Annotated in this window: 12 protein-coding genes; 7 read left to right on the top strand and 5 right to left on the bottom strand. The window is 71.8% G+C overall.

What is annotated here, in order from left to right:
* Positions 1 to 68 precede the first annotated feature (68 nt).
* Together I7X39_RS11405 and I7X39_RS11400 are read left to right on the top strand one after the other, a co-directional pair.
* A complete protein-coding gene (locus I7X39_RS11405) occupies positions 69 to 1,520 on the top strand; it encodes an ATP-binding protein (RefSeq protein ID WP_198111286.1) in 1,452 nt (483 codons plus the stop codon).
* Complete coding sequence (locus I7X39_RS11400; protein WP_198111285.1) at positions 1,517 to 2,215, top strand: winged helix-turn-helix domain-containing protein; 699 nt, start codon at positions 1,517 to 1,519, stop codon at positions 2,213 to 2,215. Before I7X39_RS11405 ends, I7X39_RS11400 begins: the two co-directional genes overlap by 4 nt.
* Here I7X39_RS11400 and I7X39_RS11395 read toward each other — a convergent pair.
* Complete coding sequence (locus I7X39_RS11395; protein ID WP_198111284.1) at positions 2,188 to 3,336, bottom strand: hypothetical protein; 1,149 nt, start codon at positions 3,334 to 3,336, stop codon at positions 2,188 to 2,190. The genes I7X39_RS11400 and I7X39_RS11395 overlap by 28 nt on opposite strands.
* 127 nt (positions 3,337 to 3,463) lie before the next feature.
* Here I7X39_RS11395 and I7X39_RS11390 point away from each other — a divergent pair, with 127 nt between their 5' ends.
* Positions 3,464 to 4,372: a peptidylprolyl isomerase gene (locus I7X39_RS11390; protein ID WP_198111283.1), complete on the top strand. Its 909-nt coding sequence runs from the start codon at positions 3,464 to 3,466 to the stop codon at positions 4,370 to 4,372.
* Positions 4,373 to 4,621: 249 nt separating this feature from the next.
* Here I7X39_RS11390 and I7X39_RS11385 read toward each other — a convergent pair whose 3' ends face one another.
* Positions 4,622 to 5,287, bottom strand: coding sequence for a hypothetical protein (locus I7X39_RS11385; RefSeq protein ID WP_198111282.1), 666 nt, complete (start codon positions 5,285 to 5,287; stop codon positions 4,622 to 4,624).
* Positions 5,288 to 5,520: 233 nt separating this feature from the next.
* On the opposite strand from I7X39_RS11385, the gene I7X39_RS11380 reads away from it, so the two are divergent.
* A complete protein-coding gene (locus I7X39_RS11380; protein ID WP_198111281.1) occupies positions 5,521 to 7,398 on the top strand; it encodes a potassium transporter Kup in 1,878 nt (625 codons plus the stop codon).
* 8 nt (positions 7,399 to 7,406) lie between these two features.
* Here the strand turns inward: I7X39_RS11380 and ubiM are convergent, their stop codons facing one another.
* Entirely contained in the window at positions 7,407 to 8,591 is a 1,185-nt protein-coding gene (gene ubiM / locus I7X39_RS11375; protein WP_198111280.1) for a 5-demethoxyubiquinol-8 5-hydroxylase UbiM, read from the bottom strand.
* A 226-nt stretch (positions 8,592 to 8,817) separates the two neighbouring features.
* Here ubiM and I7X39_RS11370 point away from each other — a divergent pair, with 226 nt between their 5' ends.
* Both I7X39_RS11370 and I7X39_RS11365 read left to right on the top strand, forming a co-directional pair.
* Positions 8,818 to 11,253: a collagenase gene (locus I7X39_RS11370; protein ID WP_198111279.1), complete on the top strand. Its 2,436-nt coding sequence runs from the start codon at positions 8,818 to 8,820 to the stop codon at positions 11,251 to 11,253.
* A gap of 49 nt (positions 11,254 to 11,302) precedes the next feature.
* Positions 11,303 to 11,977: a PEP-CTERM sorting domain-containing protein gene (locus I7X39_RS11365; protein ID WP_198111278.1), complete on the top strand. Its 675-nt coding sequence runs from the start codon at positions 11,303 to 11,305 to the stop codon at positions 11,975 to 11,977.
* On the opposite strand, the gene I7X39_RS11360 is transcribed toward I7X39_RS11365, so the two are convergent.
* Positions 11,950 to 12,837 carry a LysR family transcriptional regulator ArgP gene (locus I7X39_RS11360; protein WP_198111277.1) on the bottom strand — a complete coding sequence of 296 codons (888 nt, stop codon included), beginning with the start codon at positions 12,835 to 12,837 and terminating at the stop codon, positions 11,950 to 11,952. The genes I7X39_RS11365 and I7X39_RS11360 overlap by 28 nt on opposite strands.
* 74 nt (positions 12,838 to 12,911) lie before the next feature.
* Here I7X39_RS11360 and I7X39_RS11355 point away from each other — a divergent pair, with 74 nt between their 5' ends.
* Complete coding sequence (locus tag I7X39_RS11355) at positions 12,912 to 13,538, top strand: LysE/ArgO family amino acid transporter (RefSeq protein ID WP_232351901.1); 627 nt, start codon at positions 12,912 to 12,914, stop codon at positions 13,536 to 13,538.
* A gap of 44 nt (positions 13,539 to 13,582) precedes the next feature.
* On the opposite strand, the gene I7X39_RS11350 is transcribed toward I7X39_RS11355, so the two are convergent.
* Positions 13,583 to 14,812, bottom strand: a complete 1,230-nt coding sequence (locus I7X39_RS11350) for a porin (RefSeq protein WP_198111275.1) — start codon at positions 14,810 to 14,812, stop codon at positions 13,583 to 13,585.
* Positions 14,813 to 14,827: the final 15 nt, after the last annotated feature.

The following is a 14,827-nucleotide window of genomic DNA, read 5'->3' as shown; positions in this document are numbered from 1 at the left end:
CATTGGATCCAATATCCCAATATGCAGCCCTGATGCCATCCTGATGCCCGGCCTGCTAGGGTGCCGCCATGCGCTTCCCCTCTCTGCGCCCCCTGCTGGCTGGTGCCGCCACCTGGGCTCTGTGCTGGACCCTGCTGCTGGTGCTGGCGCCGCAGCTGGAACTGGCCCATCTGGCCCTGCTGATGGTGATGGGCGCGCTGCTGGCCGGGCTGTGGTGGCCGCCGCGCCTGGCCCTGCCCGTGGCAGTGCTGGCGGTGGCGGCCTTCAACTGGCGTTTCGTGCCCCCGCAGGGCAGCCTGCGCGTGGAGCGCCCGCAAGACCTGCTGCTGCTCCTGACCCTGCTGGGCGCCAGCGCCCTGGTGGCGGGGCTGATGGCGCGCCAGCGCCGCCTGGCCGACACCGCCCAGGCCCATGCGCGCCGCAGCGAGGAGCTGCGCGCCTTCGCCGAGCACCTGCGCGACGGCGCCGGCCCCGCCGCCCTGCTGCCGCAGCTGCAGGCGCTGGCGCGTGGGCCGGTGAGCCTGCGCCTGGCGGACGGCGAGCTGCTCGGCCAGCCCACGCCCGGCGCCGCCACTGGTCTTGCGCTGTGCATGGCCCAGGCCCAGGCCTTCGGCCCGGGCTGCGGCCACCACGAGGACGAAGACGCCTGGTACCTGCCGCTGCGCGGCCGCCAGGCCTGCCATGGCGCCGCCCATTTGCCGCTGGGCGAACGCCCGGTGCAGTTCGATGAAGCCGACCGCCTGCAGGCCCAGGCCCTGTGCGACCAGCTCGGCCTGGCGCTGGAACGCGCCCAGGCCCTGGCCAGCGCCCAGGCCGCGCAGGAAGAGGCTGCCAGCCAGCGCCTGCGCAACACCCTGCTGGCCGCCATCGCGCACGACCACCGCACGCCCCTGGCCACCATCCTGGGCGCCGCCACCAGCCTGCGCGACCAGGCCGAGCGCCTCGACGGCCTGCAACGCCAGCGCCTGGCCGAGCGCATCGTCAGCGAGGCCGAGCAACTCGCCCGCCTGACCGACAACGCCCTGCAGCTCGCCCGCCTGGGCCAGCCCGGCCTGGCGCTCAACCTGGACTGGGAATCGGTGGAGGAGCTGGTGGGCAGCGTGCTGCAGCGCCTGCGCGAACGCGACCCGCAGCGCCGCATCAAGCTGCACCTGGCGCCCGACCTGCCGCTGCTGCGCTGCGACGCCGTGCTGCTGGTGCAGCTGCTCGACAACCTGCTCGACAACGCCTTGCGCCATGGCGGCGGCGGCACGGTGGAGCTGCACGCGCGCCAGCGCGGCAAGCAGCTGCAGCTGGCCGTGCGCGACCGCGGCCCCGGCGTGCCGCTGGGCCAGCGCGAGCGCATCTTCGAGCCCTACCAGCGCGGCGAACAAGCGCAGGGCCGCGGCACCGGCGTGGGCCTGGCCCTGTGCCGCGCCATCGCCCGCGCCCATGGCGGCGAGCTGCACTACCGCGCCCGCGGCCATGGCGGCAGCAGCTTCGAGCTGGCGCTGCCCCTGCCCGAGCAGGCCGCGCCATGAAGAAGCTGCTGCTGGTGGAAGACGACACCGCGCTGCGCGCCCTGCTGGCCGAGGCCCTGCGCGTGGAGGGCTACCAGGTGCTGGCCGCCGCCAGCTGCGCCGACGCGCTGGCCCTGTGGCAGACGGCCGAGCGCCTGCACGAGCCCTTCGAACTGGCCCTGCTGGACCTGGGCCTGCCCGATGGCGAGGGCAGCGAGCTGCTCAAGGCCTGGCGCGGCAAGCTGCCGCTGCTGGTGATCTCGGCCCGCGGGCAGGAGAGCGGCAAGATCGAACTGCTGGACGCCGGCGCCGACGACTACCTCGTCAAGCCCTTCGCCATCGGCGAGCTGCTGGCGCGCATCCGCGTGGCGCTACGCCACCGCGGCCATGCCGTGCAGCCGGCGCAGACGCGCTACCAGCATAGCGGCCTCGACGTGGACCTCGCCGCCCACCGCGTGCGCCTGCACGGCGCCGACTGCCACCTCACCCCCACCGAGTTCAAGCTGCTGGCGCGCCTGGTGCGCAGCGCCGGCCAGGTCGTCACGCACCGCCAGCTGCTGGCCGATGTGTGGGGGCCCGAGTGCACCGAGCAGACGCAGTACCTGCGCCTCTACATGGGCCAGCTGCGCGCCAAGCTGGAGGCCGAGCCCGCGCGCCCGCAGCGCCTGCTCACCGAGCCCGGCGTGGGCTACCGGCTGGTCGAAGCGGAGTCCTGAGCCGGCCCGCCGCGCAGCTCCCCGACCGGAGCGAGCCAGGCCGGCGCCTGTTCGCGCAGCCACTGGCGCGCCGCCGTGTCGCCGCGCAGCGTCGCGTCCCAGAAGGCGGTGCTCACCGTCTGCACGGCCACGCGCTCCTGGCTCAGCAGGGTCAGCTGGTGGGCGTTCAGGCCGGGGGGCACAGGGGCCATCGGTCCATCGCGCCCGTCGCCACCCGTGCGGCCGCCCTTGGCCGGCATGCCGCCGCCACCGCCGCGGCGCCCACGCCCGCCGGCCGCCCCGCCATGCTCCCCGCCCCCGCCCTGCGCCCGCCCCTCCGACTGCGCGCGTTCCGCCTCGGCGCTGCCGCTGAACTGCAGATGGCTGAGCTGGCGCAGCCACAGCAGCGGTGCCCGGTGGAACAGGGCCTCGCGCCCGGCCGCGCGGCCATCATCCAGGCCGCGCAGCGCGTCGCCATCGCCCGGCCCGCTGATGCCCAGCAGCGGCAGGCCCGCCGCCGGGCTTGGCCCCTCGGCCGGCGCGCTGATCAGCAACAAGCCCTGCCACGCCCAGCCGCTGCCGGCCTGGGCGGCCAGATGCAGGGCGGCGTCGGCCCCCAGGTCGTAACCCGCCAGGCCGGCACGCCGCAGGTCCAGGCGCGCGGCCCATGGGGCCGGCAGGGCCGTGGGCAAGGCCGCCAGGAAGGCGCCCAGGCGCTGCAGCCGCGCGCCGCGCAGGCCCTGGTGGTGCGCGGCCAGGGCCGCGAACTCACCCTGGCGCGCCAGCGGCGAGCGCCAGGCCTCGCCGTCCTCGGCAAGGGCCTGCACGCTCAGCACCGCATAGCCCGCCCGCACCCAGGCCTCGCGCCAGCGCTGGCCGGCCTCGGGGCCTTCGCCCAGCCCGGGCAGGTAGACGATCAGCGGCCGTGGGCCCGGCGCCGCCGGCAGGGCCAGGCGGTAGGGCAAGGCCGCATCACCCTGGCCCCACAGCAGCAGCTGCTCGGGCTCGGGCTGCAGGGCCGCACCCGCTGCCCAACCCTGGGCCCGAAAGGCTTCAACGCGCGCTGCATCAGGCTGCGCGCGCGGCGGGCCGCCGGCACAGGCGGCCAGGGCGAGGACAAGAAGTGCGAGAGAGAGGCGCATGGACTTCAGGCAGAGGAATGAAGCGGATGGAGGGCGGCAGCCGGGCCGCGCAGCCTAGGCGGGTTTTGTATCGGCTTCATTGCTGGCCGCCCTATGCTGCGCCGCCCCTCGCCACTGGAAGCCGCCCATGCCTCGCGCCCTTGCCCTGCTCCCGCTGCTGGCCCTGGCCAGCGCCCCTGCCCTGGCCGGCCCGCCGCCCAAGCCCTGGCGCAGCAGCGCCGAGGTCATTGCCGCCGCCCCCGCGGCCGACTGGCGCGAGCCCGCGCCCGAGAACCTGCTGGTGATGGAGCTGCCCCAGGGCCGCGTGCTGATCGAGCTGGCGCCGCGCTTCGCGCCGCGCCATGTCGCCAACATCCGCACCCTGGCCCGCGCCGCCTACTGGGACGGCCTGGCCGTGCTGCGCGTGCAGGACAACTACGTCGCCCAATGGGGCGACCCCGAGGCCGAGAAGAACCCGAGCGGCGCCAAGCCGCTGCCGCCCGGCCTGTCCAAGCCCGGCATCGAGTTCGCCGTGCCCTTCAAGGGCCTGCCCCTCCAGGCCCTGCCGGACCGCGATGGCTGGGCGCCGGTGCAGGGATTCGTGGACGGCTTTCCGATGGCCGCGGATCCCAAGCGCAACCAGGCCTGGCTCTCGCACTGCTACGGCATGGTGGGCGCGGGGCGCGACATGGCGGTGGATTCCAGCAACGGCGCCGAGCTCTACGCCATGATCGCGCCGGCCCGCGGGCTGGACCTGAACGTGCCCCTGGTGGGCCGGGTGCTGCAGGGCATCGAGCTGCTCTCGTCCCTGCCACGCGGTGGCGCGGCGCTGGGCTTCTACGAAAAGCCCGAACAGCGCACCCCGATCACCCGGGTGCGTCTGGCAGCGGATCTGCCCGAAGCCGAGCGGCCGCGCGTGGAGGTGCTGCGCACCGACTCCCCGAGCTGGACCGCCCTGCTGCAGGCACGGCGCTGGCGCGAAGGCTGGTTCGTGCACAGCCATGGGCATGTGGATTTGTGCAGCGTGAGCGTGCCGGTGCGGGAGCGGGGGCGGTGAGCCGCGGGGAGTGATCGATGGCGCCCGCATCGATGGGGCAGCGATAAGCACGGCCACGCTGCGCGGCACGCAGCTCCTCCAAAGTGTGAGCTGCCAGCAGCTGCGGAGGCGCCCACCGGCTCTGAAGGGCACAGCAACGGGGAGGACTGACGACCAAGCGTCTTCAAGCGGAGCTGCCGATCCCGTTCGGGCCTCGCTCAACCTGACAGCGACCGCCTCCCTGGCGCCACAAGTCACCGAGATTGGAGGTCAGCTAATCCACATCATTCGATGGTCCTCCACCCACCACGCCCCTTTCACTCGGCGCATCAAAACGGCGTAGCCACATCCACAAGTAGGCCCACAGCCCAACTCATAGGTGAAGACCGCCTGTTGCCCGTCGACGCTGATACCGGCCGCCGAAAAGTGGGCAATGCCGCGAGACTCCGGGTAGCGCTCGTAGAAGCGATTCCAGCGTTCATTCAAGTCCGCCCCCGGGCCCAACGCGTCTTGGATCAGCTGTGGGGATACCAGATCAACAATCAACTTGGGCGGCAAACGTGACGTCGGCAAGTAGAGACTGCGGGCTGCCTCGCTGCGCTGCATCAGGCTCTTTGCAGCGGAAGGGTGCATATCCGGAAAAACTTGGCGAGCCGCGTCGGCGTCTTTCCATTCGCGGCGGAACTCCACACTGGTCTGGGAACTCACCACCAACCGCTCCGTGTACTTCCCAGTCGTGGTGCGCCCAGTACCGGCTTCCACGGCCTCGAAATACGGCGGTTGATCCCAGGCAGACAGTGCCTTGAGGGCTGGCAGACCGCGAAAGAGGAAGCTGAGATAGGCAGCGAATGCTTCACCCTGCTGGAGGCGCTGGCTGCTGCAACCCGCAAGGAGTGCAGCAGCCGCAGGAAGGCACACAAGCGTTCGTCGAAGCATCAAAAGAGCCTTTGCTTTCCTCAGACCGAGGACTCCATTTTGGCAAGGCAGAGGTACGCCTATGACCGCGGAGCCACCTGAACAGCTGCTCGATTCGCGGCAAGCAGTCGGTGGAACGCCGACTTCTGAGAGCGCCGGCAATCGTGTGTTGCGCTGGCAAGCTGCCCCCAAGCCTTATGCGTTCCTGACACCCCCACCGCGACGCTTCGCACCCCGCATCACGAAGCGTTCGCATGTCTTCCTCGGATTCCTCCCATCCCACCCCGGCCCAAGGCCTGGCCGGCTTGACGCTGGCGGCACTCGGCGTCGTCTATGGCGACATCGGCACCAGCCCGCTCTACACCGTCAAGGAGGTGTTCTCGCCGCACACCGGCGTGGCGCTGACGCAGGCGAACCTGATCGGGGCCGTGTCGGCGATGTTCTGGGCGCTGATGCTGGTGGTGACGCTGAAGTACGTGATCCTGATCCTGCGCGCGGACAACCGCGGCGAGGGCGGCGTGCTGGCGCTGACTGCCTTGGCCAGCCAGGCGGTGGCGGGGCAGCCGCGGCTGCGCGCGGCGCTGCTGCTGCTGGGCGTGGCCGGGGCCACGCTGTTCTATGGCGACAGCGTCATCACGCCGGCCATTTCGGTGCTGGGGGCGATGGAGGGGCTGGAGGTGCTGACGCCGGCGCTGAAATCCTATGTGGTGCCGGCGGCGCTGGCCATCCTCACCGGGCTCTTCCTGGTGCAGCGCCATGGCACGGCGGCGGTGGGGCGCTTCTTCGGGCCGGTGATCGTGCTGTGGTTCCTGCTGCTGGCCGGCAGCGGCGTGGTGCAGATCGCCCAGCAGCCGGCCATCCTGCAGGCGCTGAACCCGCTGCATGGCCTGGCCTTCCTGAGTGAGCGCGGTTTCGGCGTGCTGGCGGCGCTGGGCGCCATCGTGCTGACGCTGACCGGCGCCGAGGCGCTGTACGCCGACATGGGCCACTTCGGGCGCCGCCCGATCCGCCTGGCCTGGATGGGCCTAGTGCTGCCGGCGCTGGCGCTGAACTACATGGGCCAGGGCGCGCTGCTGATGGGCGACCCGGCCGCGCTGGCCAACCCCTTCTTCAAGCTCTTCAGCGCCGCCTGGCTGCTGCCGGCCCTGGTGCTGGCCACCTTTGCCGCCATCATTGCCTCGCAGGCGGTGATCTCGGGGGCGTTCTCGCTCACCAAGCAGGCCATCGCGCTGGGCTTTCTGCCGCGCATGCAGGTGCGCCACACCTCGGCGGCGGCCTCGGGGCAGATCTACCTGCCGGCCGTGAACAGCGCGCTGCTGCTGGGCGTGCTGGCGGCGGTGGTCCTGGCGCGCAGTTCGTCGGCGCTGGCCTCGGCGTACGGCATCGCCGTCACGCTGACGATGCTGATCACCACGCTGCTGACTTATGTGGTCATCAGCCGCGCCTGGCAGATGCCGCGCCCGCTGGCCCTGGCCGCCACGGCCTTCTTCGTGACGGTGGACCTGGCCCTGGTGGCCGGCTGCGCAATCAAGTTCTTCGACGGCGGCTGGGCGCCGCTGGCCTTCGGCCTGGGCCTGTTCGTGCTGATGAGCACCTGGGCGCGCGGGCGCGCGCTGGTGATGGAGAGCATCCACGCCGAAGGGCTGGAGCTGGAGCCCTTCCTGGCGCAGCTGGAGAGCAGCGAGCTGCCGCAGACCGCGCGCACCGCCGTCTACCCGGTAGCGGACCCGAGCCGCGTGCCCCAGGCCCTGCTGCACAACCTCAAGCACAACCAGGTGCTGCACGCGCGCAACCTGATCCTGACGGTGGTGACCGAGGCCCGCCCCTGGGTGGCCGCGGCGGAGCGCGCGCAGCGCCAGCCCTTGAGCGAGCGCTTCGAGCGCATCACCCTGCACTACGGCTTCATGGAAACGCCGGATGTGCCGCAGGCGCTCGAGGCGCTGGGCCTGCCGGCCTTCGAGTGCAGCTACTTCCTGAGCCGCGAGACGGTGGTCTCGACCCCCGGCAGCGGCATGGCGCGCTGGCGCGAGCGCCTGTTCGGGTTGATGAGCCACAACGCCGGCTCGATTGCGCGCCACTTCAGATTGCCGGACAACGGCGTGGTGGAGCTGGGCACGCGCGTGCAGATCTAGGCGGCCGCTCAGCCGCCGGTGAGCTGCCGCGTGATGGCCCAGCGCAGCGGCGGCAGCGCCGTGGCCAGATCGAGCACGGCGCGGCGCAGCAGCATGGCGGGCGGGCGCTCGTCGGTGAACAGGCGCACGATGGCATTCGTGCCTTCGAAGATGAAGCGGGTGGCGCGCTGGTGCGTGCGGGCGTAGCGCTGCAGGGCGACGGCGTCGCCGGGGTCGCGGCCGCCGGCGCGGCGCAGCGCGCCCAGCTCCTGCGCCAGGGTCTCGATGCCGTACAGACCGAAGTTGTAGCCATGCGCGGTGACGGGGTGCATGCCCACCGCCGCGTCGCCCGCCAGCGCGAAGCGGTGCGCGGCAAAGCGCTCGGCGTACACCGCCACCAGCGGGTAGACCTGGCGCGCGCCGGCCACCTGCATCGGCCCCAAGCGCCCCTCGCAGGCCTGCTCCACGCGCGCGGCGAATTCGACTTCGCTCAGGCTCAGCAGCGCGGGCACGGCGTCGCTGCGCACCGTCCACACGGCCGAGCTCTGGCGCCCGGCCATGGGCAGCAGGGCCAGGGTGTGGCCGGCCAGAAAGCATTCCTGCGCCACGCCCTGGTGCTCGGCCTCGTGCGTGAGTGGGCACAGCAGGGCGGAGCGGCCGAAATCCAGGCTGCGCGCCGGGATGCCGGCGAGGCGGCGCAGGCTGGAAAAGCGGCTGTCGGCCGCCACCACCAGCGGGGCGCGCAGCTGGCGTCCATCGGCCAGCTGCAGGGTGGCGGCCTGTTCATCGCGCTGCAGGCCCTGCACGGCCACGCCGGTTTCGATGGCGATGCCGCGCGCGCGGGCACCGGCCCAGGCCGCGGCGCGCAGGCGCTGGTTGGGCACCAGCCAACCCAGCGCCTCGTGGGCCGGCGAAGCGAAGGGCAGCACGCGCGGGCTGCCGGCGCTGCGCACGCTGGCGGCGCGCAGGGGCACGGGTTCGCCCTGCTCGCACACCCGCTGCCACAGGCCCAGGCCTTCGAGGATGCGGCGTGCGCGGTGCGTCAGCGCAATCTCGCGGCCGTCGCCGGCCGGCTGGGCCAGCGCGGCCTCGGGCTGCTGTTCGAGCACGCGCGGGCGCCAGCCTTGGTCGTGCAGTGCGCAGGCCAGGGCCAGGCCGGCCGGCCCGGCGCCCACGATGAGGAGGTCGGCAGCAGGGGCGGCGGGCTCGGACATGGTGCAGGCAGCAAGACAAGGGGGCCGCCAGCCTAGGGCGATGGCCGTGCAGCGGCCTTGACCGGCATCACCCCCTGTGCTGATTTCGGGCGCTGGCGCGCCGGGGCAGCGCAAGACAGACAAGCGGCCGCTGCGCAGACTGCCGACCGCGCTTTCCCGGCTTGCGCAGTACCGGGCTGCTTGCGTTTCCCGTGGCCGTTCTGGCCACCCCAACCCGGAGTTCCCGATGCCTTCTCACCCCTCCGCCTGGCGGCTGCCGGCGGCCCTGCTCTGCGCCGGCCTGCTGAGCCAGCCCGCGCTGGCCAGCCTGCCCCGCCCCGAAGACCCCACCACCCTGCGCCGCGCCCAGGCCGAAAGCCTGCAGGTGCAGGCCCCCAGCCAGCCGGGCCAGGTGCGCCAGGGCGAGCACGTGGCGCGCCAGGGCCTGCACCCCTCGCAGCTGCCGCTGCGCCGCGCCGAAGACCTGCTGCCCAGCCGCGAGCGCATTGGCGAACTGCCGCAGCCCCTGCCGGCCGAAAGCAAGCTGCGCAAGCGCCAGCAGTCGGCCCTGTCCGCCCGCGCCTTGGCGGATGGCGCATCGGCCCAGGCCGCCCAGAGCTGCCAGGCCGCCGACTTCCGCGGCCGCAGCGGCGCGAACCTGATCGCCTTCATCGACCAGGCCGCGCTGAGCGGCTGCATGTACCAGCTCTACACCGGCAGCGCCGCCGACCACCGCACCGTGTTCAGCAACGAGAACATGGTGACGGTGGCCAACACCCTGCGCCTGCGCGCGCTGAACTACACCGGCACCGACAGCGACCAGGTCAAGAACCTGCTCTCCTACCTGCGCACGGCCGGCTACTGGTGGTACCTGAGCGAGACCGGCAACAGCAGCACCGGCGTGCCGGCCGCCTCGCGCAGCGTGATGAACGCGGCCCTGGGCGCGATGAAGCAGCTGGCCGCCGCGCCCGCCTTCTACGACAGCAACGAGACCAATGCCTATGTGGTGGCCGAGGTCTTCAAGACCGTGCCGGCCGGCTTTGCCGCCGCGCTGGCACCCGCCGCGGCGCGCTGGATCGAGCAGTTCCAGCCGCAGCACGCCCAGGCCGGCTACTGGCACAACGACGCCCTGCTGGCCGCCATGAACACCCTGTTCTATGGCGACGGACAGACCGCCTACATCACCCTGGTGCGCAACGACCTGCGCTACGCCCGCGCGCTCGACGGCTTCCTGAGCCGCAACCGCAGCCTGCTGGGCACCGACAACGACTACCACCTGCGCAATGCGGTAGGCGAGCTGCTGCGCTTCCTGCGCCACCCGGCGCTGAAGGACGGCGTGCGCCTGATGGGCGTGGCGCAGATGGGCCAGTTCCAGCCCAGCAACGACCAGGCCATCGACATCTGGCTGCGCGCCGCCGACATGGTGGACGCCTATGACGCGCCCTACTGCGCCTCGTACGGCACCTGCAATGCCGCGCAGACCCTGGAACAGCAGAAGCTGCCGATCCGCCACGCCTGCAATGCGCACTACGTGATCCGTGCCCAGGCCATGACGCCGGCCCAGCTGCAGGCCAGCTGCGAATCGGTGATCCAGCAGGCCGGCGAGTTCCATGCCGTCTTCAACACCCTGGGCCGCCCGGTGCCGAACGACAACAACCAGAGCCTGGAGCTGGTGGTGTTCGACAGCTCGGAGCAATACAAACGCTTCTCGGGCCACATCTTCGGCAACAACACCGACAACGGCGGCATCTACCTGGAAGGCAGCCCCTGGGTGGCGGGCAACCAGGCGCGCTTCATCGCCCACCGCGCCGAGTGGCTGAGCGGTTTCGAGATCTGGAACCTCAACCACGAGTTCGTGCACTACCTGGACGGCCGCTTCAACATGGGCGGCGGCTTCAACGACTACCCGCTCAGCAACGGCGTGAACCGCGCCTCGTCGGTGTGGTGGATCGAGGGCCTGGCCGAGTACGTCTCCTTCGCCCATCTGCGCCGCTTCAATGCCGACGCCACCTCGCGCGCCCAGACGGCCCCGCTGGCGCTCAGCGAAGTCATGCGCAACAGCTACGACAGCGGCAGCGCGCGCGTCTACAACTGGGGCTACCTGGCCGCCCGCTACATGGTGGAGCGCCAGCCGCAGCTGGTGGACGCCTTCCTGCCCAAGACGCGCGTGGCCGACTACGCCGGCTACAGCCAGCAGATCCTGGGGCTGGGCACGCAGCTGGACGCCGACTTCTCGCGCTGGCTGAACGAGTGCGTGGGCGGCGGCCAGCTGCAGTCCAGCGGCTGCCTCTCGCAGCGCCCGGGCACCCTGCCCCTGGTGGACGCGAATGCCGTGGGCCCCTGCCGTGCGGCCACCGAGTCCGAGCTGGGCAACGGCTGCGCCCGCGCGGTGCCCGGCAACAGCGGCGCGCGTTACTACTACCTGCGCGGCACCGGCTGGAACCAGGTGCTGTTCCGCCTGGCCGATGTGGCCGGCGGCGGCGCCGACGTCTACGCCAAGGCCGGGGGCTGGGCCACCGCCCAGGATCACCAGGTGCGCGGTGAAGTCCAGGCCGGCGGCGCCCTGCAACTGAACGTGCCCACCAACGGCCAGGGCTGGATCTACGTCACCGTGGTGCCGCGCGCCGGCTTTGCCGGCGCCAGCCTGCGCGGCATGTACAGCGCCCTGCCCTTCGGCCAGTAAACCCCTCTCGCGCGCCGCCGCGGCGGCGCGCCCTCAGGAGCTCTCTCCCATGAAACTTCGTCTCATCTCCCTGCTCGGCCTGGGCCTGGCCCTGGCTGGTTCTGCCCGCGCCGACCTGACCCTGCTCGACGCCCCCGCCTGGAAGGCCCAGTACGCCCACGCCGGCCACGACAACCTGGCCGACCTGCCCGCCGACACCGTGCTCAATGGCCCGCTGCAACGCCAGGCCGGCCGCCACGGCTACCAGGTGGACAGCACCCAGCACGCGCTCTACGGCTTTGCCGACGGCCAGGGCGGCCTCACGCTCAGCACCGAGGCCGTGCTGGACCGCCTGGAGCTGAATAGCTTCAGCGCCGGCGTCACCGGCCTGGCCGGCTGGGTCAGCGCGCTCGACCTGTTCGGCGAAAGCCGCGAGCACGTGCTGGTGCAGCTGAACCTGACCGACGTGCTGGGTGCGAGCTTCCAGCGCGTGCTGGAGCTCTCCTTCGAGCCGCTGTTCGTGGGCCTGCACAGCACGGCCGCGTTGCAGAGCGTGAGCTTGAGCGTGCTGGACCATGGCGCGCTCGGCCACCTGAGCTATGTCAGCCCGGCCCTCGGCGGCCTCTGGCTCAGCGACGGCCAGGACGGCCCCGGCCAGAACGTGCCCGAGCCCACACCACTGGCCCTGCTGGGCCTGGGCCTGCTGGCGCTGGCCCTTCAGCGCCGCAAGACGCCCGCGGCCTGACGCACCGCCGCCGTGAGCTGCTGCAGCAGCGGCAGCTCCAGGCGCGAGCATTGCCACACCAGCGGCACGTCCTGCGGCAGCTGCGGCGCCAGGTCCAGCAAGCGCCCCGCAGCCAGGGCCTCCTGCACCAGGGGCTCGGGCTGCAGGGCCCAGCCCAGGCCGGCCTCGCAGGCCTGCACGAAGCCCTGGCTGCTGGGAATGGCATGCGCCGGCGGGCGCAGCTCGCGCCGCAGCAGGCGGCGCAGCCAGCGGTATTGCAGTTCGTCCTTGGCGTTGAAGCGCAGCGCTGGCGCCACCGCCAGGCTGCGCGCACTCAACCCCTGCGGGAAGTGGCGCGCCACGAAGGCTGGGCTGGCGCAGGCGCGGTAGCGCAGCCGCCCCAGGCTGAGGCTGCGGCAGCCCTGCAGCGGGCTGAGCCGGGTCGTCACCGCCGCCAGCACCTCGCCGCGCTGCAGGGCCTCGGCGGTATGGCCCTCGTCGTCCACGCGCAAATCCAGCAGCGCCCCGCTGGCCTGGGTAAAGGCGGCGGCCGCCGGCATGAACCAGGTGCTGAGCGAATCGGCATTCACTGCCACCGCCAGGCTCGGGGTCTCGCCACGCGTACCGGGCAGCAAGCCTTGCAGCAGGCCTTGCTCCAGCAGCTCCACCTGCTGCGCGTGGCGCAAGAGCGGCTCGCCCAGCGGCGTGATGCGGCAGGGCCGCGCACGCAGCAGCAGCGGGCCGCCCAGGCGGTGCTCCAGCGCCTTGATGCGCTGGCTCAGCGCCGAGGGCGTCAGGTGCAGGGCGCGCGCGGCGGCGTCGAAGCTGCCTTCGCGCACCACTGCCACCAGGGCGGCGAGCTGGGCGTAGTCGAGTTGCATGGCTTCAGTTTGGCTTCAGCAGCTTTAGAAACTTTGGCTGGATTGCAGCATGCCCCAGAGCGAGCATGGTGGCCATGCAAAACCAACTACCCCATCTGCTGACGGTCGCCCAGGGTTTCGGCCTCGGCCTGAGCCTGATCGTCGCCATCGGCGCGCAGAACGCCTTCGTGCTGCGCCAGGGCCTGCGGCGCGAGCACCTGCTGCCCGTGCTGGCCTTTTGCGCCACGGCCGATGCCCTGCTGGTGGCCCTGGGCGTGTTTGGCGCGGCCTGGATGGGCGCGCGCCTGCCCTGGCTCAGCACCGGCCTGGCCTGGGGCGGTGCGCTCTTTCTGTGCGCCTACGGCCTGCGCGCGCTCCACCGCGCGGCGCGCGCCGGTGCCAGCCTGCAGGCCGCGCAGCAGGGCGCCGGCAGCCGCCGCGCCGCGCTGGCGCAGGCCGCTGCCTTCACCTTGCTGAACCCGCATGTCTACCTGGATACCGTGCTGCTGCTCGGCGGCGTGGGCGCGCAACAGCCGCCCGCGCTGCAGCCGGCCTTCGTGGGCGGGGCGGCGCTCGCCAGCCTGCTCTGGTTCGGCGCCCTGGGCTTTGCCGCCCTGCGCCTGGCCCCCTGGCTGGCGCGCCCAGCCACCTGGCGCGCGCTGGACACGGCCATGGGCCTGCTGCTACTCAGCCTGGGGCTGGGCCTGATTCGACAGGCGTAAAAAAGCCCGGCCGAGGCCGGGCTGGGAGCAAGGGGGCGGCGCGCTTAGAAGCGGTGCACCATGTTGACCGACAGGGCGCTGGCGTCGCGGCCCGGCTTGTCGGTGAAGCCGTACAGCAGGCCCTGCGAGTAGGGCAGGATCTGCTGCACTTCCTTGTTGTCCACGTAGCTGCCCGACAGCCAGATCGAGGTGCGCTTGCTCTTGATGTGCTCCAGCGCCAGGCCGGCAATCGCGGCATCGGCATTGATGGCGCGCTTGTCGTTGTACACGCCGTAGCTGGCCACCAGCTTGTGCGTCGGGTTGATCTTGTAGTGCACGCCCACATAGCTGAGCGAACCATCGAAACCGAGCGCGGTGGCGATCTGCGAGCCATAGGCCAGGAAGGCCGGCTTCAGCGAGGCCGGGATGGCCGTGCTGGCATTCAGCGTGGCGCGCAGCTGGGCGCCCAGCACCGGGTGCAGGTCCTTGGCACGGATCCACTGACCCCAGAGCTTGAAGGGACCGGTTTCGTAGCTGGCGCCGATCATGGTGTTCTCGAGCGAATCCAGGCCTTCGGAGGTCTTGCGGCGCTGGTGCGCGATGCCGAAGTCGAAGCCGCCGATCTCGTAACCGGTGCTGATGCCCCAGAAGCGGCCGTTGCCTACTTCTTTCTCGTCCGGCGAGTACATGGCGTTGAGGCGGAAACCGCCCATCTCGGCCACGTACTGGATCGAGTTGTCAATGCGCACTTCCAGGCCGGTGGGCACGGTGAGCGTGGCGAAGGCGTTGCCCACATTGCCTGCCTGGTGCGGGTCAAAACGGCCGAAGGTGGCAAACACCGGGCTGTACTGGCGACCCAGCGACACCGCGCCGGCCGGCGTGACGGCCGCCACCCAGGCCTGGCGGTGCCAGAAGCGGTTGTTCAGCGAGGCCTGCAGCGAGGCACCCAGCTGCGGCACCAGCTGATCGCGGATGGTGTTGGGGATGTCGACCAGCACGCGCGCCGGCAGGGCCGTGCCGCTGATGGGCGTCTGCTGGTTCTGCGAGCCGGTGTCCGCGTAGAGCTGATGTTCGATCTGGAACATCGCCTTCCAGCCCGGCGCGATTTCTTCGGTGCCCTTCAGGCCCAGACGCGAACCCAGCTGGGTGCCGCTGGAGACGAAGGTGCGCTTGCCGCTGCCATAGCCTTCGATGCTGGTGACGCCGACGTCCAGGATGCCGTAGAGCTGGACCGAACTCTGCGCCTGCACGGCGCCGGCCGCCAGGGCCAGAAGGCTGAGTGCGATGTGCTTCATGGTGGGAACTCCTGC

The organism is Inhella proteolytica (assembly GCF_016093275.1).
GTDB lineage: Bacteria > Pseudomonadota > Gammaproteobacteria > Burkholderiales > Burkholderiaceae_C > Inhella > Inhella proteolytica.
This window is presented reverse-complemented; position numbering and strand designations above follow the sequence as displayed.

Excerpts from the sequence above, each read along its gene's own strand:
- I7X39_RS11395 (WP_198111284.1), bottom strand. The coding sequence starts at position 3,336 with ATGCGCCTCTCTCTCGCACTTCTTGTCCTCGCCCTGGCCGCCTGTGCC.
- I7X39_RS11365 (WP_198111278.1), top strand. The coding sequence starts at position 11,303 with ATGAAACTTCGTCTCATCTCCCTGCTCGGCCTGGGCCTGGCCCTGGCT.
- I7X39_RS11400 (WP_198111285.1), top strand. The coding sequence starts at position 1,517 with ATGAAGAAGCTGCTGCTGGTGGAAGACGACACCGCGCTGCGCGCCCTG.
- I7X39_RS11370 (WP_198111279.1), top strand. The coding sequence starts at position 8,818 with ATGCCTTCTCACCCCTCCGCCTGGCGGCTGCCGGCGGCCCTGCTCTGC.
- I7X39_RS11390 (WP_198111283.1), top strand. The coding sequence starts at position 3,464 with ATGCCTCGCGCCCTTGCCCTGCTCCCGCTGCTGGCCCTGGCCAGCGCC.
- I7X39_RS11360 (WP_198111277.1), bottom strand. The coding sequence starts at position 12,837 with ATGCAACTCGACTACGCCCAGCTCGCCGCCCTGGTGGCAGTGGTGCGC.
- ubiM (WP_198111280.1), bottom strand. The coding sequence starts at position 8,591 with ATGTCCGAGCCCGCCGCCCCTGCTGCCGACCTCCTCATCGTGGGCGCC.
- I7X39_RS11355 (WP_232351901.1), top strand. The coding sequence starts at position 12,912 with ATGCAAAACCAACTACCCCATCTGCTGACGGTCGCCCAGGGTTTCGGC.
- I7X39_RS11385 (WP_198111282.1), bottom strand. The coding sequence starts at position 5,287 with ATGCTTCGACGAACGCTTGTGTGCCTTCCTGCGGCTGCTGCACTCCTT.
- I7X39_RS11350 (WP_198111275.1), bottom strand. The coding sequence starts at position 14,812 with ATGAAGCACATCGCACTCAGCCTTCTGGCCCTGGCGGCCGGCGCCGTG.
- I7X39_RS11380 (WP_198111281.1), top strand. The coding sequence starts at position 5,521 with ATGTCTTCCTCGGATTCCTCCCATCCCACCCCGGCCCAAGGCCTGGCC.
- I7X39_RS11405 (WP_198111286.1), top strand. The coding sequence starts at position 69 with ATGCGCTTCCCCTCTCTGCGCCCCCTGCTGGCTGGTGCCGCCACCTGG.